The sequence below is a fragment of the Geomesophilobacter sediminis genome (assembly GCF_016458275.1).
GTDB classification, from domain to species: Bacteria; Desulfobacterota; Desulfuromonadia; order Geobacterales; family Geobacteraceae; genus Geomesophilobacter; species Geomesophilobacter sediminis.
Genome location: NZ_JAEMHM010000017.1, coordinates 109,622 through 128,275, shown reverse-complemented (window position 1 = coordinate 128,275; position 18,654 = coordinate 109,622). Strand labels below are relative to the sequence as shown.

Sequence of the window (18,654 nt, the reverse complement as noted above, 5' to 3'; positions counted from 1 at the left end):
TTCTACGCAGACGTCAAGAAAAAAATGACTGTACTGAACAACTTTTTTAAAGCAAAAAGCTAACCGGACAACACTGGCTAAATCCCCCTTTGCAAAGGGGGACTTCAAGCCCCGGCAGGGCCCAGCCTCACTCCGGCAGACTCACGCAAAAGCAGCAGCCGCCCTGGCTCAGGTTCTCCACCTCGATCGACCCGCCGTGCTCCTTGACGATCCCGTAGGTGACCGAAAGCCCGAGCCCGGTGCCGCTTCGCTTGGTGGTGAAAAAGGGGTTGAAGATCTGGCTCAGGTTTTCCGGAGGGATCCCCTCCCCGGTGTCGCAGACCCGCACCACGAAACCGCCGCCGTTTTTGCCCCGCGCGGTCTCCACGGTCAGCACTCCCCCCTTGGGCATGGCCTGGATGGCGTTTACCACCAGGTTGGTGAACACCTGGCTCAGCTGATGGCTGTCGCCGCCGACCTGGGCGGCGTCGGCGTCGTAGTTCTCCACGATTTCGATCCCCTCCAGCGGCACCTGGTACCCGATTTGCCCCACGATCTCGTGCAGCAGCGCGTTCAGCCGCACCGTGCCGAGCTCCCGCCGCTCCCGCCGGGCGAAGATCAAAAGGTTGGAAACGATCCGTTCCACCCGCTTCACCTGGGCAAAGATCGTCTCCACCTCTTCGCGGTTCGGATCGTCCTCGGGAAGCGAAAGCTGGAGGAGTTCGGTATTGCCCCGGATGATCGCCATCGGGTTGTTGATCTCGTGGGCCACCCCGGCGGCGAGCTCGCCGATGGCGGCGAGTTTTTCCACCCGCAAGAGTTCCTCGCGGGTCTGGATCAGCAGGCGGTTGTTCTCCTCCAGTTCCGAGGTCCGCTCCGCGACCTTCTGCTCCAGGTTGCGGTTCAGCTCGATGATCCGGTCCTCCCGCTCGCGGAGCGCCTGGCTCATCTCGTTGAAATTGCCGGCAAGGTCCCCGATCTCGTCGCGCGAGGCGATGTCCGAGTGCACCTCGCGCTCCCCGGCCGCCAGGCGCCGGGCCAGAAGCGCCAGGCTCTTCACCGGCTGGGCCAGTCTTCCCCCCAGGATGGAGGAAACCCCCACCCCGATCAGGGCGCTCAGGATGACGACGATACTCAAGAGCAGGGTGATGTCGGTCTTGACCGAGGAGTACTGGTTCTCCTTCATCCCGACGTAGAGCGCGCCGATCGGCACCCCCTGCAGCGAGTGGATCGGCTGGTAGGCGGTCAGGTACCAGTCGTTCACCACGAAGGCGCGCCCTACCCATTTGGCGTCGGTGAGGATGACCTTCTTGTATACGTCCGCCGACATCTTGGTGCCGATAGCGCGGGCGCCGCTGTTGTCGGCGACGTTGGTCGCCACCCGCACGTCGCCGAGAAAGATGGTGGCACTGCCGAAGGACTTGCCCTGGTTCTTGTCGGTCTCGTAGACGATCCCCTTGATCTTGTCCACCAGGGCGTTGTTGTTGTTTAAGAGCACCCCGCCGTAGATCGCCCCCACGATCGCTCCGAGCCGGTCCCGCACCGGGACCCCGACCATGAGAAAGAGCCCGTCCTCCCGCTCGGCTTCGCTGGAGGGAAGCGCCTGGGGCGTTTCCCGCACCGCCACCCGGGCCTGGCGCACCAGGTCGGCACCCTCGCGGGCCAGCATGGCCGCCGGGATCACCGTCGTCCCGTAGACCGTCTCCCCCTTCAGCGGCCGGGTGACGTACTGGTCGGTATTTTTGAGGTCGCCGTAAACCGCAGGATTGTTGGCCCGGTAGATCACCCGCCCGTAACCGTCCACGGCAACCATGACGTCCAGGTGTTCGCGCAGCCTCACCGGCGCCAGGAACTGCTCGATCGCGGCACGGTCCCCCGCGTCAATGGCCGCCGCGGTACTTCCGAACTGCGAGGTGAAGCGGATCACGTCGTAGATGCGGGAGAGCTCGTTCTGGTACGCCTCCCGGGCCACGTTCAGGTCGTTGCGCACCTTCTCCTGGGCCTGGCCGGCCACCTTCGCGTTCAGGATGAAGATGCCGGCGAGGTAGCAGAAAAAGATGGCGACCATCAGCGGGATCAGCGTCGCCACGGTCAGCTTGGTCTTGATCTCGAAGCGGAACTCGGACAGTTTCATTCGGGAAAGGCGATGCCGTACTCGGCGATCTTGCGGTCCAGGGTCCGGCGGGAAATTCCCAGGATCAGGGCGGACTTGCTCTTGTGGTAGCCGGTATCGGCCAGGGTGCGGGCGATATGGTCTTTTTCCATGGATTCCAGCGACACCAGGGGGACGTCACGCTTTACGGGAGCCGCTTCGGCCTCCTTTTTCCACATCGGGAGCTCTTTGGCGGTGACCAATTCGGAGCGCGCCAGGATCACGGCCCGCTCGATGACGTTCTCCAGCTCGCGGATGTTCCCGGGCCAGTCGTAGTCGAGCAGCACCCTGAGCGCGTCCGGGGTGATCCCGGTCACCTCCTTCTTCATCCGTTGCGAGTGTTTCTTCAGGAAATGGGTGACCAGGGGGACGACGTCGTCGAGACGGTCGCGCAGCGGCGGGAGCTGGATGCTGATCACGTTGAGCCGGTAGTAGAGGTCCTCCCGGAATTTCCCGGCCCGGACCTCGTGCTCCAGTTTCTTGTTGGTCGCGGCGACGAACCGGATGTCGGCGCTCTTGGATTTGGTGGCGCCGACCGGGATGAAATCGCCCTGCTGGATCACCCGGAGGAGCTTCGCCTGGATCGGGAGGCTCATGTCGCCGATCTCGTCCAGAAAGAGGGTCCCGCCGTCCGCCTCCTCCAGGAGCCCCTTTTGGGCGGTGATGGCGCCGGTAAAGGCGCCCCGGACGTGCCCGAAGAGCTGGCTTTCCAGGAGGTTTTCGGCGAGTGCCGCGCAGTTGATGGAGAGAAAGCGCTTCGCCCGGCGGCTGCTGTTGTAGTGAATCGCCCCGGCGATGAGCTCCTTGCCGGTCCCGGACTCCCCCAGGATCAGGATGTTGGCCTCGCTGGAGGCCACCTGAAGGGTCATCTCGTAAATCTCGCGGAACGCCGCGCTTTGGAAGATGATGGAATCCTGCTGGATCGGGCGTTCCAATTCCGACTTGAGGGCACGGTTTTCCTGGACCAGTTCTTCCTTTTCCAGGGCATTTTTCACCATGCTGACGATCTTTTCCTGGGGAAAGGGCTTGGTGACGTAGTCGTAGGCGCCGATCTTGATCGCCTCGACCGCGGCGTCGATGGTGCCGAATGCGGTGATCATGATCACCGGCATTCCCGGCTTGATCCGGGTGACCTCGCGCAAGACCGAAATCCCGTCCAAATCGGGCATCCTCACATCCTGGATCAGCAGGTCGGCATCCGCAGGCTCCCCCTCTTTGAGCCGGGCCAGCAGTTCGTTGCCGTTGGTGAAGGTCTCAACCAGGTATCCCTGCGTCTTCAAGAGCTTGCTCAAGTAGCGGAGGATTCCCTCTTCGTCATCACATATCAAGATTTTGCGCTGAGCCATCTACATGGTCCTTCCTGGTCCGGGCTACGGTCCGGGTGGGTATATCGTTGCAGCGGTAACCTCTGAAAAAAACCCGGGACGGCGCGATATTAGCACCGGTCCCCCTCCCCGGTACAGAGGAAATGAGGGAGGCGCTGTTTCGACCACCGGAAATACGCTGCCCCCCGGCCCTTTCATTGGTGTGCCGCAACGATCGCGTCAAAAAGATACATCACCCGGACAAAATGACACATTCCGCCCAAAATGCCCAATCCTGCGGCGGGGGGAGCTCCGGGGGCGCCCCCGGTATTCCCTTGAGATTACAAAGGTTTCGGAATTTTTTCCGTCAACGGAGTTCTTGGCACGGCAAGTGCCGTATACGACACCGCTAGGCAGCGCTTGGGATGCTTCAAGAATCACGCCGAAGTGTAAACACAAAAATACAAACCCCAGAACAGGAGAAAAGAGATGTTTGGATTTGGAATGCCGGAAATGATCATCGTCCTGGTAATCGCCCTCGTCGTGGCCGGGCCGGCCAAGTTGCCCCAGCTGGGCCAGGCGCTCGGCAGCGGAATCAGGAACTTCAAGAAAGCCGCCACCGGCGACGACGTCATCAAGATCAACGAAGAGCCGGAGAGCAAGTAAGTCGCCGATCCGGCGCTGAACAGACGAGCAGTCTCGTCAGCACCTCTCCGTTGGCCATCACGTCCCCTCTCCTTCAAGGAGAGGGCCAGGGTGAGGATGGGGTTTGATATTCCCTGGAGGTTCCCGTACATGCACATGGCAGATGCCCTGCTATCCCCCGCCGTCGGTGGCACCATGTGGGCCGTTTCCGCGGCCGCCGTCGCGCGCAGTTCGGCGAAACTGCGCCAGGACGCGGACCAGTCGGTGACGCCCCTGATGGGGGTTTTGGGGGCGTTTTTGTTCGCGGCCCAGATGATCAACTTCGCCATCCCCGGGACCGGCTCCAGCGGGCATCTCACCGGGGGCATCCTGCTGGCGACCCTTCTTGGCCCTTACGCCGCCTTTCTCGCCATTGCCTCCGTCCTGGTGGTGCAGGCATTGTTCTTCGCCGATGGCGGCCTGCTCGCCCTTGGGTGCAACCTCTTCAACATGGGGTTCATCCCCTGCTTCCTGGTCTTCCCCTGGCTCTTCACCCCGCTCGCCGGGGACGGCACGCAGAGGTTCCGGCTCAACTTCGCGATCATGGCGACGTCGGTGCTTTCCCTGCAGCTCGGTGCCTTTTCGGTCGTGCTGGAGAGCTGGCTCTCCGGGATAGCCGCCCTCCCCTTGGCGACCTTTCTCCTTTTCATGCAGCCGATCCACCTCGCGATCGGGCTGGTGGAAGGGGCGGCCACCATCGCCATTGTCTCCTCCTTTGCCAAACTGCATCCGGGGATGGTCAAGCTCGACCGCAAGGAAAGCCGCGCAGCGACGGCGCGGCTGCGTGCCGCAAGTTTTGCCATCCTGGCTGCCGCGCTCATCACCGGCGGGGTTCTCTCCGGCTACGCATCGGCCGCGCCGGACGGGTTGGAATGGGCCGTCACCAAGCTCACCGGCAAGACCGAACTCCCGCCTCCGGCTCGCGCCACCCACCGATTGCTGGGGTCGCTCCAGGAGAAAACGAGCCTGTTCCCCGGCTACCAACTGCCGGTCTCCCAGAACAAGACAGCCCCCAACAAGCCGCACGACAACCCGGCGCTGAGCAGCGGTTCGGGATTGGCCGGGCTCGCCGGAACCGTGACCACCCTGGTCATAGCCTTTAGCTGCGTCTTTTTCCTGAAAAGAAAATCGGCCTGAACCGCTCCCTCCCTTAGCCGATCCGACTGACCCGCCTGATCGGTCGGATCGGCGAAGCCCCCCTCCAATGTGTGCCAGAAAGCGCACACCTGTTCAAAGATGTGTGCCACTGTTTTGTATACGCACACCCCGAAATAGCCCCACCGGCACAGTTCCGCCTCCCCGATACCGCTGCAACGTCCTAACTTTTCAACACATTCCAAGGTATACGACATCGTTCCTTAAAATGGCACCACCCTTGCTCCTAATGAGACGTAACACCGGACAAGGAGAACGTGTCATGCCATCTGCAATCACCACCTACGTCATCAACACCTTGAGAACGCTCCACTGGATTTCCGCCTGCGGGTGGATCGGCGGCGGGCTTGCCGTCCTCATCCTGCTCAAACTCGCCGGCGCCCCCACCGGCCAGGAAGAAGCCGAAGTCCTGCAGCGGTCGATCATCGCCGTCGACGACTACCTCATCATCCCTTCGGCCGGAATCTCGGCGACTTCCGGGGTCACCCTCTGCTACCTGCGCCGCTGGGGTTGGAGCAAACACCGCTGGATCAAGGAAAAGTGCATCATCACCGCCATCCTCCTCCTTTTCGGGGCCTTCTGGCTGGCACCCGACCTGAGAACGTTGCTCCCGGCGGGCCTGGATTTCGAGACCGACCTCGGTTATCACCGCCACTGGCTGGCCGGCTCGATTGCCGCGGCATTCCAGACTCTCGGCCTCTTTCTTCTCTTGGGTCTCTCCATTCTCAAACCCGAGAAAGCACCGGTGCCCCAACGACGGAACAAGAATTAGCGAAACCGTTTCACTGTATTCACTGAATAAATAACTGGATAAAAGGATTGTCGTGTAATGCGGCAATCCTTTTCCATTTGTATTGCCAAGCAATCGATTCGGGTCTACAGTTACCAGCCGTGTTCCTTCTCTAATAAGGAAACAAATTCACAGATCCGGAGGTAACAAGATGAAACGTTTGCTGGTTGTGGCTCTATCCGCGTTACTGCTCGCCCCCATTGCTTCCTGGGCGTATGATCTCGACACCTTTTTGTCCCAGCTCAATGTCACGGCGAAGGCGGACATGGGCGGTTTTTCTGCCAAGATAAGCACTCAGTTCAACGTACCTATCCCCAAAGTCCAGGCCGTGATTCAGACCGTTGAGCAACCGGCGGATGCCTTCATGGTGTTCCAGCTCGGCCAGATGGCTCAGAAAACTCCGGACCGGGTTCTCACCGTGTACAAGCCGAACAAGAAAAAGGGCTGGGGTGCCATCGCCAAGGAACTGGGGATCAAGCCGGGATCTGCCGAATTCCACGCCCTTAAAGCCGGCAACCTCTCCCTGACCGGCCAGCCGGCCGGCTCCGCCGGCGACGACAGTCCGGGTAAAGGAAAAGGCCATGGCAAAGGGCATGGCAAGGGCCACGGCCGCGGCCAGGACATGTAGCATTAGTGGCACAACTTGGAGTGATAAAAAAAGGCCACCCTCGAAAGAGGTGGCCTTTTTTTGGGGCCAGCGAACATACCCTGTGGGAGCGCCATTCCTGGCGCGAATGAGTTTTGTGAACAGCAAGGTAGCGCCTACCACAGGGAAACTGCTTGCTAGGCGCAATCAATCGAAATAACCGTTACCGCCTGCGGCGGTTCGCGCCAGGAATGGCGCTCCCACAGAATCCCACTGAATTGCCTTCCCACTGAATTGCCTTCCAACAGGGGACGAGCCGCCTCGGTTCAGCTGCAAACGTTCCCTTCCAGCCGCAGCAGCGCCTCTTTCCGCTCCACCCCTCCGGCGTAGCCGGTGAGCTTGCCGCCACACCCCATCACCCGATGGCACGGGATGATGATCGAGATGGGGTTGTGGCCAACCGCGCCCCCCACCGCCTGCGCCGACATGGAATCCATCCCGCGCGAACCGGCAATGGTCCGCGCAATCTCACCGTAGGTCATCGTCTCACCATAGGGAATGCCGGCCAGTACCTCCCAGACCGCCTTTTGGAAGACAGACCCCTTCGGCGCCAACCGGACCGCACCGGAGAAACGCGCACCGGCGAAATAACGGTCGAGTTCGTCCCTCAGCGCGGCAAGGGCGGGATGAGCGGGATCGACGATCCAATCTTCGGTCTGCCGCGGATAATACTTCTGCCCGACAAACCACAATCCGATGACGGCGCCGTCTTCGGCAGCCGCCGTCATGGCGCCCAGCGGGGTATCGATAGTACAGGTGTAGATCATTTCTTCATCTCCTTCGCCCCGGCGGGCTCCGCAAGCGCCAGGGCATGCCACAGCGAAACGGTTGCATAGGAGCGCCAGGGGCTCCATCCCTGCACCAGTTCCGACACCTCAGCCGGCGGGAGCGCCGACAGGGCCTTTTTCACCCCGTAATCGGCCGCCGGAAACGCATCCGGCCAACCCAGCACCCGCATGGCAACGTACTGCACGGTCCAGGCGCCGAACCCCGGGATACCCAGGAGCTTCTTCATTTCCGCGCCGGGGTCGGCGGCCGGCTTGAGGACCAAGTCGCCGCTCACCATACCACGAGCCAGGGCGAGAATGGAACGGGCCCGTGAGCCGATGATCCCCAGCGGCCCGAACCGGTCCTCGATGGTCCCCTCCAAGGACGTTATTGCTTCCGGCGACGGGAAGGTGCCGGTAAGTTCGGGAAACGGCGTCGCCACCGGGTTGCCGAAAGTACCGACTATCCTGGTCGCCAGGGTGCGCGCCGCCTTCACGGTAACCTGTTGCCCCAGCACCGCTCGGACCACGCTCTCGAAGGGATCGAACGCGCCCGGCAGCCGGATCCCTGCCACCGGGAGGGAGGATGAGACCCGTGCCAACGTCGCCAGGCTCCGCGCCACCACCTCCGGGTTGCAGTCCAAATCCAAAAGCTGCCGCAGTCGCGCCAGTACCTGGGGGAGTACCGGAAGCAGGGTTGCCGCCACGATGACGGCTACCGCATTTCGCCGCGGCACGTCCGAGACCGAAATCCAGCCGCGATAGACGGTCTCCCCTTTCGCGATAGCGACGGTCCGGCGGTAGCAACCATCCCGGACCACCTCCACCCCCGGAATGGCACGGGAAGCGAAAAACGACAGGAGGATGTCCCAGGCAAAGGGGGGCCGGTACCCGAGGAAAAGGGTCACCGCATCCGGCTCGGCCCCGTTCAGCGCCCCCTTTTCTTCGGCAGCCCCCGCCTTGCGGAAATTGGCGGGCGTGAGCCGGTAGCGGCTTCTGAAGAGATCGTTGAAGCGCCGGATGCTGCCAAAACCGGCCGTCATCGCCACCTCGGTTACCGGCAGCTCCGTGTCGGTGAGGAGCGCCTTGGCCAGCAAGAGCCGACGGGTCTGCAGGTACTGAACCGGGCTCACCCCGTAGGTATCGAAAAACAGCCGGCGCAGGTGCCGGTCGGAGATACCGAGCGAGCCCGCCAACTCCGCCAGGGACCGGTCGGCCAAGCTGTCCTCCTCGATCTCTCGTGCCGCCTTGCGGGCCAGCCGGGCCGGGGCGTCGGTCGGGGAAAGCCCCGGCGCAATCTCGGGGCGGCAACGCAGGCACGGGCGATAACCGGCCGCTTCCGCCGCGGCAGCGCTGGGGAAAAAGGTGCAGTTCTCGGACTTCGGGAGCTTCACCCGGCAGATCGGACGGCAGTAGATGTGGGTTGAAGAGACGCCGCAGAAAAAGCGGCCGTCAAAGCGCGCATCATGGGCCCGCATCGCCTCGTAACAGGCGGCATGATCGAGCGGAAGGCCCGCGGGCTGGGCGCTCTTCGGTAAATTTTCCAGAAGGTTGGCTACCATATGATTCACCTCGAACCCCATTGTTACCGCAGTTCGGGGACAAAGACTAGCTGTTTTCGGACATCATCATGACGGAGAAAGCGAAGGCCCCGTGACCCGGGGACGAGGAGGCCACAGACAAAAAAAGGAGCCAACATCTGGCTCCTTCTTTTAATGGCTTGTCGAAGCTGTCTACTTCTTCTTGACGAAGATGAAGTCTCCGCCGTCGTGGCCGGAGTTGCGCACGACCTTGTATTCCGGGGTCTGCTCGGTGCGGCCGGCTACCGCTTCCTTGAGGTGACGGGTCATCAGCTCTTCGGCGGTGAAGACACCGGCAAAGGGTTCCTTCAGGGCGCGGATCAAAACGTCGGAGAAGATCGAGTGCCCCTGACCGCCGGCATCGGTGACCGGCTCGTTTCCGCCGCTTGCGATCAGCACCCGGGAGGGCTTGGTGAAGAGCTTGTTGAGATAGTTTTCGCGGGTGGCATTGCCGGAGAGATTGACCTCGGAGGCGCGGGTCATGGTCCCGGAATAGCAGCTGTCGGCGATGATGAGGACATGCTTGGAGCTGATCAGCTTGAGCTGGTCCGAGATGCTGCGCGATTCGAGCCACTTGGTATTGTCGTCGATCGCCGCGTCGACCGGCAGCCAATAGGAGGTCCCCGTCTCCTTGCTGAATTCGCCGTGGCCGGAATAGAAGATGATGAGGCTGTCGTTTTCGGTCAGCGTCTTGCGCAGGTCGTTGAGCGCCTTCATGATGTTGTCCCGGGTGGCGTTTTGGTCGATGAGTACGGTGTTCTGGAAGCCGTAGTAGTCGCGGAGCACCTCGTCCATCACCTTGGCGTCGTTAACCGCATTTTTGAGCTTGTTGATGTTCTTGTATTCGTTGATGCCGATGATGAGGGCGTAGCTTTTCCCTTGGGAGAACTTGGCCGAAAGGGCGCGGGTATCGGAAGCCCCGGCCGAAACGAAAGTCCCCGCGGCGCGCTCGGCGGTGCCGGAACCGGTCGCCGCCTCAAAGACGGCGATGACCGCCTGGGCGACCTTCTTGATCGCATTGCACCAGCCGGTGCAGGTCACGTTGATAGTGAGCTCGTCGGGGTTCGCACCGTCTTCGATCGACAGCTTCCGGGAACGGAGCGCCCGCTTGATCTTAACCTCCTCGTTCGTCTGATCCGCCGACCGTGAAACCGCAGCACCACCCTCTTGAGCAGGCAGGACCGTCGCCCCCAGTTCCTGGGCCATTTCCTGGGCCTGAGCCTGCAGGTTGGCGCACCCTTTTTCGCAGCTCACCGCCAGCTGGTACTTGGCCTCCTTGGGGGCATCTTTCATCTCGGGGTAAAGCTTGAGCAGAGCCTCGGCAGGAAGTTCCAGGACGATTTTTTCGGGGACAGCAGCCGCAGCTTGTGCCGAAGGGGTGGCAGGAGGTTCGGAAGGTTTGGTGACCTTCTGGTCCTCCGGCTTGGTCGCCTGGTGGTAGAGCGCGGAAAGCCTTTCGTAGGCCTCGGGGCTCCCTGCTTTCCAGGCGCGCCGGTAGTAACGGGCCGCCTCGACATGGTTCTGGGCGACGCCCAGCCCCTGTTCGTGCATGATGCCGAGGGTAAGGAGGGCATCCTTCGCCTGGGGGTCCTTTTCGACAGCAGCATTCAAGGCGGCGAGCGCCTCCGGATACCGTTTGGCCTGAAAATTCGCCAATCCCCGCTCCAGCGGCCCGGTCGGGACCGCGGCAGGCAACGACGCGGCCGGTGCGGCCTGCTCCGTCGGGGAGCCCGGGGCTGCCTGATCGGCACCAGGAGCCGGAAGTTCGTTAGCCGGTGCCGGCTGTTCCTGGGGCGTGGCCGGCAGGACCGTAGTCTGGGCCGGGCCGGCGCCGCTGCCGGATTCCGGCGGGGTGTCGGCGGCCGACACCAAAGCGGCGCCGGCAAAGACGATACCGCAAGCAAGGGAAGCAAATAACCTTCGCACGAATCAGTCTCCTCCTGTTGTAGCAAGTGATACGGGCGGAATATCGCCCCCCATCCATGGAGGATCGACCTTCCCGGACGCGAATGTGTCCGCCAACCGTGTAGGAGCGACATTCCTGCCAATCGTGTAGGAGCGACATTCCTGTCGCGATCAAGCTGGTTCAAAAAACCAAGACAGCGCCCAACCCGGTGGGAGCGCCTTTCCAGGCGCGAATAAAACCGCGACCGAATCCCCGCCTCCGGCGGTTCCCGCCAGGAATGGCGCTCCCACAGGATAGGCAACGGCCTCCATTATTAAGGAGCACCTTCCCAGGTGCGAACGAGTCCCTCTCTTTGCGCCCGCCGTGGCTCGCGGCTTCACTCCTGGGCCTGGGGAGGTTGCTCATCCCGTTTGGGCGGCTCCGGAACCCCCTCGGGGGGCTGACCGAACACGGTGTTGTACACGTCGTAAACCTTGGTAACGACCCCGCCGATGGCGGAGGCGACCTTGGTGGCGACGTCAGCGGAATTCTTGCACAAATTCAACTTGAAAAGGGATGTCCCGTAACAGAAGAGGTCGATCGCCGCGACAAACGGAAAGCGGGAGTCCTCCTTCCCCTTGAGCTCGATGCTGGCGTCGCGCCGGGCCGAATCGCCGAAGGCGCTGCGGGTCTGGTCCAGGGCACCGGGATCGACCACCTCACCACCGACCTTGGCCGCGACCTCAGCGGCAATCCGGTCCATATCCTCCCCGAGCCCGCTCTGGCTGCTGATCTTGAGGTAATAGCCCCCCTGCCCCGCCAGGGAACGGGTCTCCGAACCAGCCGGGGCGGGGATCCGGACCAGGCGATAGGATCCGCCGGAAGACAGACTGCGGCTCTGGGCCCCCACATCGGCCCGGTAGGTGACCGAGGTGCTGAACCCGCCCCGAGGCACGGTGACGGTCATCGGCGCGGGAGCCCGCCACCCCGAGGCGTCCTTGAAGGCGATGGTATGGACGCCGGGTGCGGCGAAGGCCGCGGCGTTGGAGCCGTGCCAGGCACCGCCGTCCAACTGCCACATGGCGCCGCGCCCCGCCGCATCCAAAGGCGCGATTTGAACGCTGACTTTCCAGGTGTGCTGCGGCGGGTCGTAGAGGTCAAAGGGGATATTCTGCTCCGGCGAGGCGTTACCCGAGGAGTCGATCGCCTTGGCGAGCAGGCGGTAGGAACCGACCGGCAAGATGAAGGCTTCCGTATTCCCCTGCCAATGCTTCCCCAACGCGTTGAGTGTCACCTGTTTGACCTGACGGCCTTGAGCATCGACGACGGCGAAGCGTACCTCGTGGAGCCCCAGGTTGTCGGTCGCCACCGAGGAGAAGGAAACCAGGTTCCCCGCTCCCTTGTTCACCTGGACCCGCCCGAGGCTCGGCGGGGATTCATCTCCGGCAGCACCGGTCCCCACTCCCCGGGAGGTTGCCCCGGCGGACCGGATGGTCAGGCGCCCCTCACCGCGGTTACTGAGGTTCCCCGCCCCGTCGGCCAGGACCACCGCGTAGGCAAGCTTTTCGGACCCGGCAGCATCGACGGGGACCGAAGCGGTGACCACCCCCTCCCAACCCTGCGCCGTCCGCTGATTGGCCTCCGGATCGACCGCAACCGTCCGCTCATCGCTCCCGACCGTGATCTGAAGCGAGGCGACCGGCGTGCTGGCGACCCACCGGCAGGTAACGTTCAGCTCACCGTTCATCACGACCGCGCTGTGCCGGGCCAGAAGCAGGCTTTCGGCGGCCGGGGCCACCCCCGCCGCTGCCGCGACCAGCACCACCATCAGGACCAAAACGTGCAGATAACGTCTCATCCCGTCTCTCCTTGAACGATTCCGCTGGTCATGCCGCCGCACGCTCGGCCACGACCAGGTGGCCGGCCACCGGATTGCCCCCTTCGGTGCGCAGCGATTCGCAGGCGTAGCTGCGGACCGAGAGCCCCGCGGTAGCCAGGGCGTCGTAGACATAGGCACGCCCATGGACATACCTTCCGGTGGGGGTGAGTTTCACGCCGTCGGCTTCGTCCGATGCTTCCACGGTGAAGGCGAAAACGCCCGCCGGCCTGAGCGCGGCATGGACCAGGCCGAAAAGCTGGGTCAGTTCCCCGAAATAGCAAAGCGTGTCGCAGCAGAGGACCACGTCGTAGGAGCCGCGGTGCCGCCCCATGAACTCGGAAATTTCCGCCTGCACCAGCGCGTCGTACACCTTTCTTTCCTCGGCCTTGGTCAGCATCTGCGGGGAAAGGTCGACCCCGGTGAGGATGCGGGCATAGGGGGCAAGCCGCGGCCCGCACAGGCCGGTGCCGCAACCGGCATCGAGGACGTCCAGACGCCGTCTCGGTTTGGGAAGGGCCGACGCCAGTTCGTCGCAGATCAACTCCGAGGCGCGGTAGCTTAGGGTCTTGAGGTGACTGTCGAACCCCTCGGCGAAACCGTCGAAGACGGTCCGGATGTAGGCGTCCGGGGCGCGTTCCGGGGTCCGCTCCCCGCAGCAGGCATCCATCAGGTACTGGATGGAGGGGTCCCCGGGGCGGAAACGGAGCCAGTCCTCGAAGACCCGCGCGGCGAGGTCGTGGCGCTTGGCGAGCCGGAAGCTCAACGCCAGCCCGTTCCAGGCATCGTCGTGGCCGGGGTTGACCCGGATGGCGTCCTGGTAGGCGGCGACCGCCTCGTCGAGGACCATGGTCCGGCGCAGGGCGTTGCCGAGGTTGCAGCGGACCTCGGCGGAGTTCGGATCGATTTCCACCGCCCGGCGATAGGAGGCGACCGCCTCCTCGTGGCGTCCCGCGGCGGCGAGCACCACGCCGAGGTTACTGAAGGCGGACGGGTGGTTCGGGTCGAGCTCGATCGCCCGCCGGTACCGCCGTTCCGCCTCCTCGGACTTTTCCACCGTCTGCATCACGTTGCCGAGGTTATTGTGGGCATCGGCGTTATTCGGGTCGAGCTCCAGAATCCGCCGGATCAGGCGCTCCGCCTCGTCGAGCCGTCCCTGCCGGTGGCATAAGAGGGCGCAAAAATGCAGCGCATCGAGGTGATCCGGAGCGGCATCGAGTACGCGACGGTAGAGCTTTTCCGCCTCGACACCCGCCTCGTGATCTTGCAGCAGCCGGGCCAGGTCGAGCGCCTCGGCAATGGACAGGTTGATTCCTGCGGTCACGGCCCCTCCCCCCTCGGGATTTCCCCTAGTGCCCAGCGAGGGTGCCGGTGGTGGTCACGGCCGCATCCAGCGTGCCATCCTTTTTCTCCGGGCGGTATTCGAAGGTGTAGCGCGAAAAGGTGAGAGAGACGTTTTCGGTCAACCGCTCCTGCCCCCCGCTGCCGCCGGTAGTGATCGAGGAGATAAAGCAGTCCTCGAGCCTGATTTTGAGAAATTCGTTTTGCTGCTTGCCGGCCTTGCGGACCACGAAGACCGCGTTTTTGATGGGGATGCCGGAATGGGTGTTTTTGATCAGGATCGGCGAGGAGCGGTCCACGTACTTGGTGAAGGTGATGTCCTTCACGTCGGCGGAACCGGCCCCCCCGCCGCTGCCAATGTGCGAGGTGGCGGCTTGGGTTATCCCCCAGCTCCAGGAGAGGACGTCGATCTCGTCCCGGTGCTTGTCATCGGCGGACTCCCCCCTGATGCCGTCCATTTTGAGGAACATATCCGTTGACGCAGCAACGGAATATCCGGTGAGGGTCAATGACAGCGCGGCGATGATCGTTGCACTCTCAACAAATTTGCGTAGTTGTCGTTGTGACATGTGGCGCCCCCTTGAAAACTCGTGTGGTTGACCGTTATCGGATCACGGACTGCTTTGCGCGTTAACAACCAGCTGTTCGGCGATGGATTTTGCCACGACCCGGGTGATGCGGCACCACCCCTGGCAGGTGAGGGTCAATTCAAGCGACCGGGGCGACTCGGCGGAAGCGCCGCCGGCGGGGCGGTCGGGCACGGCCTGGTAGGCGATGGATTCGGTCCGGTCCGGCGCTGCCTCCCCCGCGGCACCGGCATCGGCGACCCGGGCGCCCAGGGCCGCAGCAACCTCACGGGTGCGGTCGGCGAGATCGGAGCAGCGGTCCGGACAGGCGACGATGAGCCGGTACTTGTCGTCGTGGGAAGAGCGGAAATGGACCCCCTTGAGGGAGGCGATCACCTCGAGGGGGATCTCGATGACCCCTTGGTCGCCGGTAGACGAAGCTGCGGCAGGCACCGCCGCGACGGCCGCGGCGGCGATGGGAAGAGCGGGAGGCGGGGCTTTCTGCCCGCCGGTCGCGGCCGAAGAATACATGGTGGTGAGCCGCTCGTGCGCCTGCTCGTTGCCGTTTTTCCAGGCTCCCCGGTAGTAGCGCGCCGCCTCGACTTCGTTCGCCGAAGTCCCCTCCCCCCGCTCGCACATCAGGCCGATCAGGTAGGGATATTCGCCCGATTCCGGGCTTGCCTCGGCAGCCTCGCGAAACGAAGCGAGTGCCTCGGCGAATTTCCCGGCGCGGTACAGATCCGCACCACGGGCCGCGGCAGCAGAGCCGGCATCGTCAGCGGCAAAAACAGAAGGGATGGGGAAGGCGCACAGGGAAAGGAGAAAGGCGAGCAGAAACAGCCTTCGGGCAGGTTCAAGGTATTTACGGAGACGCATGTTACCTCCTTACTACCTGAATCTCACTGTCATAGCTGCGAAGAACAAGACAAGGAGCGGTCAGTATATATGATCAATTGTTGAAGGTCAATCATGAGCAGATACTCCTTATGGATCTTTTTATCAGATTACGCCAGCAAGATCACCTCAATGCCAGTAAATCACCCATCGGGAACCTCACAGGTCAGCTTGGCCTTCATCAAACTACACCGTCGTCCCCTGCTGAGAGGGCCGTGGGGAAATTATTACCGTAGCATCTCGCCAAAGTGGAAAGTTTTCCGACACAACCGGTTGGCATTGAAAAATTTTGTGGTAAAAGATTCTGGATTGAGGAATGCAGCAACCAGAAGTAACCGCCGCAGTGACAGTTTCCCCCATGTGGCAATCCCTGCGTTGCTTTTAAGTCACCGTCAGCTTGCCTGATTCATCCGGCTGGGACCAATATCAGTGAGATAATGAGGGAAGAGCCCCAAGGCCCCTTCCCTGCCGCGGTTCTCTTCTTGGAAAGCTTTAGCATCGGTGGAACGGGTAAACCGTGAACCTTGAGGATTGGAACAGTCGGAGTTTCTGGAGGAAAGCATGGCCAAGCGTATCTTGATTGCCGAGGACGATGAGGTCACCAGGGATCTATTGCAGCACTTCGCCAGGAAAAGAAAGTTCGAGGTTGCCGCGGTTGGCAGCGGACTGGAGCTTCTGGAGGCGGCAACGAACGAAAGATTCGACCTGGTGATCACGGACCTGGTGATGCCGGAGGTAAACGGCGCCTCCGCGATGGAAATCATGAAGCTTCGGGGCGCCCAGACGCCGTTTGTGGCGCTGACCGGGGTGACCGAAAACGAGCTCGAACTGGTGCGCGACAAGTTCAGCAAGATCTTTTTCAAGCCGGTCGACATGATGGAGCTGTTCAACTACATCGAGACCGTCATCTGATCAGCCACCGGGGCGCGGCATGGCCCGGAAATTTTTAAGGGGAACTCCCGGCGCGGGGGTTCCCCTTTTTATTGCACTTTTTCCCGATGATCAGGACGCGGCCGAGCAGAGCCTCAACTGCTCCAGGCTCAGCCCCTCGGACAGGACCTTCTTCCAAAAGCCGCGCGAATTCTGCATCCAGACGTACTTGGTGCGCGGCACCATGCGCGCGGCCTGAATCCGTTGGCTTCGGGCCACCAGCGGATCGATCTTCGGCTTGCATACCGTATGGCCGGTGGGATCGACCTCGGCAGCACCGTTGTCATAGAGGAAGCTGCTCAGGGATTCCGGCCGGACCGCATACTCAGTCTGCAGTTTCCGGTTGTGGACCAGCTTGTTTATGTTGAGAGGCTCATGCACCAGCACGATGAAATCCCGATCGGGAAAGGTTTTGCATTTCATCTGCCCAAGGTCATCGAGCTTGATCGGCTTGCCGACGATTTTGGTGAGGGTTTTGAGGAAGATGTAGTCCTGGTTGATTTCCGAAGCGAAGGTTTCGTCCTGGTGCAGAGTCATAGCGTTCATGATAATCCCCCTTTTGTTCGATAATAGATGGCAACACTGCATCTTCGAGAAGGTCGGGATACGCCGAAAGAATGGAAGACTGCCCCGGACATACAATTTTCACCTGGAACCAACGCGCGACGAATTCTCAATTGAAAAGAATAAATTTAATCGCGAAAATCGCAGCCTTGGCTCCAGACAGAGCTCATTGGATCCGGCAAAGGAGACTGAGCAGCCGGTCGCTCAGTTGCCGGATTCTTCCGGGACTTCCTGCCAACGGAAGGTCTTGGATTCACCTCCTTTGAGTACGGCGCGACTACCGGATCACAATCAAGTCGGCTCTACCGACCGTAGCGGTCTCAAAAGCCACGGCTTCTGTCTGCAGACGGTTTTGCTATGAGTATGCAGGTCATTTTATCATCGTTTTGCAAAATGGTAGGTAGTGACAGCTACAGAATTGTAGCAGTTCAGACCGGTAAACAAAGCGGTTCCGGTCCTGGTTAATGAGACGACGGGCAATCGGGGCGGAAACGATGAGAAAGGAAATTGAGGCAGGAACGAGCGGGCGGCAGGTTTATTCGGGGAGCGACGTCGATTTCAGGGGCGCAAAAGAGCCTCCGCAGCCGGGGTCGCACCGCAACGAAGGCGCGAGCTGGATGCGGGGTGGTAACCGCGGGGTTCAGCGGATTTGCGCCGGTCTCACCGCTGCCGTCGCTACGAGGCGGACGGCACCGGAGTCGGCGGATTCAGGGGGGAACCAGGTCTTGATGATGCCCAGATACATCGCGCCGATGGTGAAGACGGTGACCCCGGCAAGGAGCATCCGTCGCCAGTCCCGGCGGCGCCGGACTCTTTTTCCGTTTGCGGCCATGGTAACCTCCTTGCGGTCAGGAAATCTGCGATTTTTCATCCCGGATCACCCGCCGGGGGGTGCTCCTTACGTTCCGGAGGAGGCGGGCAAAGCTGATGGCCAAGGTGATGATGCTGACCGCGGTACCGGCGGTTTTCACGATCTCTTCCATGACGGCTCCTTCCGGGCGTATTCAGCGCCGACGCTGCAGCTCCCGATAACCAAGGACCTGGAAAAAAAGACACAGCCCCCCCATGCTGATGATCACGCTGGATACCGTTATCAGAATTTCCTCCATGGCGCCTCCTTTTATCCCTGAGTTTAATGAACGTGATAGCCACTCATTAAGCGGGAATCGTGCCAAGAGGTGATCTCCCTGATTTCCACCGGTTACCGCACCAGGCAGCTCCGCTGCTGCCCAATAAAAGTTCTGCCCTGTGCCAAATATGAACTCGCCATTAGGAAGCCCTTTTAAGACAAGAAGCGCCCCGGGCGAAAAAAAAGGCGACCTGATTCGGTCGCCTTTGATTTTCCAGCCGCAATGCCCGGTTCCCTAATGGGTGAGCGGACGCCCTGTCCCTCTTCCCATGAAGAACATGACCAGGGCAACTACGATAAAGATAAAGAAGAGCAGCTTGGCAATTCCCGCCGCAGCGGTGGCAATGCCGCCGAATCCGAACACCGCGGCAACAATAGCGATGATGAAAAACACCAGAGCCCAGTACAACAT

At 61.8% G+C, this 18,654-nt stretch carries 18 protein-coding genes; 5 read left to right on the top strand and 13 right to left on the bottom strand.

Annotation, left to right across the window (positions count from 1 at the left end; all coding sequences use genetic code 11):
* Positions 1 to 127: 127 nt before the first annotated feature.
* The gene (locus JFN93_RS19265) at positions 128 to 2,113 is read right to left on the bottom strand and encodes a cache domain-containing protein (protein WP_199385762.1); all 1,986 of its coding nucleotides are present in this window, start codon (positions 2,111 to 2,113) and stop codon (positions 128 to 130) included.
* Complete coding sequence (locus tag JFN93_RS19260; protein ID WP_199385761.1) at positions 2,110 to 3,477, bottom strand: sigma-54-dependent transcriptional regulator; 1,368 nt, start codon at positions 3,475 to 3,477, stop codon at positions 2,110 to 2,112. The genes JFN93_RS19265 and JFN93_RS19260 overlap by 4 nt, the downstream gene beginning before the upstream one ends.
* Before the next feature lie 447 nt (positions 3,478 to 3,924).
* On the opposite strand from JFN93_RS19260, the gene JFN93_RS19255 reads away from it, so the two are divergent.
* From JFN93_RS19255 to JFN93_RS19240, 4 genes are all read left to right on the top strand, one after another.
* Entirely contained in the window at positions 3,925 to 4,101 is a 177-nt protein-coding gene (locus JFN93_RS19255) for a twin-arginine translocase TatA/TatE family subunit (RefSeq protein WP_199385760.1), read from the top strand.
* Between the two features lie 129 nt (positions 4,102 to 4,230).
* Positions 4,231 to 5,256, top strand: a complete 1,026-nt coding sequence (locus JFN93_RS19250; protein WP_199385759.1) for an energy-coupling factor ABC transporter permease — start codon at positions 4,231 to 4,233, stop codon at positions 5,254 to 5,256.
* Between the two features lie 280 nt (positions 5,257 to 5,536).
* Complete coding sequence (locus JFN93_RS19245; RefSeq protein ID WP_199385758.1) at positions 5,537 to 6,046, top strand: hypothetical protein; 510 nt, start codon at positions 5,537 to 5,539, stop codon at positions 6,044 to 6,046.
* Between the two features lie 169 nt (positions 6,047 to 6,215).
* A complete protein-coding gene (locus tag JFN93_RS19240) occupies positions 6,216 to 6,692 on the top strand; it encodes a hypothetical protein (RefSeq protein WP_199385757.1) in 477 nt (158 codons plus the stop codon).
* 284 nt (positions 6,693 to 6,976) lie between these two features.
* Here JFN93_RS19240 and JFN93_RS19235 read toward each other — a convergent pair whose 3' ends face one another.
* The 7 genes from JFN93_RS19235 to JFN93_RS19205 form a co-directional block, all read right to left on the bottom strand.
* On the bottom strand, positions 6,977 to 7,477 hold the full coding sequence (locus JFN93_RS19235) for a methylated-DNA--[protein]-cysteine S-methyltransferase (RefSeq protein WP_199385756.1): 501 nt from the start codon (positions 7,475 to 7,477) through the stop codon (positions 6,977 to 6,979).
* The gene (locus JFN93_RS19230) at positions 7,474 to 9,039 is read right to left on the bottom strand and encodes an AlkA N-terminal domain-containing protein (protein WP_199385755.1); all 1,566 of its coding nucleotides are present in this window, start codon (positions 9,037 to 9,039) and stop codon (positions 7,474 to 7,476) included. The genes JFN93_RS19235 and JFN93_RS19230 overlap by 4 nt, the downstream gene beginning before the upstream one ends.
* A 171-nt stretch (positions 9,040 to 9,210) precedes the next feature.
* A complete protein-coding gene (locus JFN93_RS25980; protein WP_199385754.1) occupies positions 9,211 to 10,983 on the bottom strand; it encodes a caspase family protein in 1,773 nt (590 codons plus the stop codon).
* A 356-nt stretch (positions 10,984 to 11,339) separates the two neighbouring features.
* Positions 11,340 to 12,800, bottom strand: coding sequence for a hypothetical protein (locus tag JFN93_RS19220; RefSeq protein ID WP_199385753.1), 1,461 nt, complete (start codon positions 12,798 to 12,800; stop codon positions 11,340 to 11,342).
* Positions 12,801 to 12,828: 28 nt separating this feature from the next.
* Positions 12,829 to 14,142 carry a tetratricopeptide repeat protein gene (locus JFN93_RS19215; protein WP_199385752.1) on the bottom strand — a complete coding sequence of 438 codons (1,314 nt, stop codon included), beginning with the start codon at positions 14,140 to 14,142 and terminating at the stop codon, positions 12,829 to 12,831.
* A 25-nt stretch (positions 14,143 to 14,167) separates the two neighbouring features.
* Positions 14,168 to 14,728 (bottom strand): Hcp family type VI secretion system effector, encoded by a 561-nt coding sequence (locus tag JFN93_RS19210; protein WP_199385751.1) that lies wholly within the window; start codon positions 14,726 to 14,728, stop codon positions 14,168 to 14,170.
* Positions 14,729 to 14,770: 42 nt separating this feature from the next.
* Positions 14,771 to 15,601 (bottom strand): sel1 repeat family protein, encoded by an 831-nt coding sequence (locus JFN93_RS19205; RefSeq protein ID WP_199385750.1) that lies wholly within the window; start codon positions 15,599 to 15,601, stop codon positions 14,771 to 14,773.
* A gap of 579 nt (positions 15,602 to 16,180) precedes the next feature.
* Here JFN93_RS19205 and JFN93_RS19200 point away from each other — a divergent pair.
* Entirely contained in the window at positions 16,181 to 16,531 is a 351-nt protein-coding gene (locus JFN93_RS19200; RefSeq protein WP_199385749.1) for a response regulator, read from the top strand.
* A 90-nt stretch (positions 16,532 to 16,621) separates the two neighbouring features.
* Here the strand turns inward: JFN93_RS19200 and JFN93_RS19195 are convergent, their stop codons facing one another.
* The 4 genes from JFN93_RS19195 to JFN93_RS19185 form a co-directional block, all read right to left on the bottom strand.
* Entirely contained in the window at positions 16,622 to 17,095 is a 474-nt protein-coding gene (locus JFN93_RS19195; protein WP_199385748.1) for a hypothetical protein, read from the bottom strand.
* A 658-nt stretch (positions 17,096 to 17,753) separates the two neighbouring features.
* The gene (locus tag JFN93_RS19190; protein WP_199385747.1) at positions 17,754 to 17,945 is read right to left on the bottom strand and encodes a hypothetical protein; all 192 of its coding nucleotides are present in this window, start codon (positions 17,943 to 17,945) and stop codon (positions 17,754 to 17,756) included.
* 16 nt (positions 17,946 to 17,961) lie between these two features.
* Positions 17,962 to 18,096 carry a hypothetical protein gene (locus tag JFN93_RS25835; protein WP_268898843.1) on the bottom strand — a complete coding sequence of 45 codons (135 nt, stop codon included), beginning with the start codon at positions 18,094 to 18,096 and terminating at the stop codon, positions 17,962 to 17,964.
* Between the two features lie 381 nt (positions 18,097 to 18,477).
* Positions 18,478 to 18,654 carry a DUF1328 domain-containing protein gene (locus JFN93_RS19185; RefSeq protein WP_199385746.1) on the bottom strand — a complete coding sequence of 59 codons (177 nt, stop codon included), beginning with the start codon at positions 18,652 to 18,654 and terminating at the stop codon, positions 18,478 to 18,480.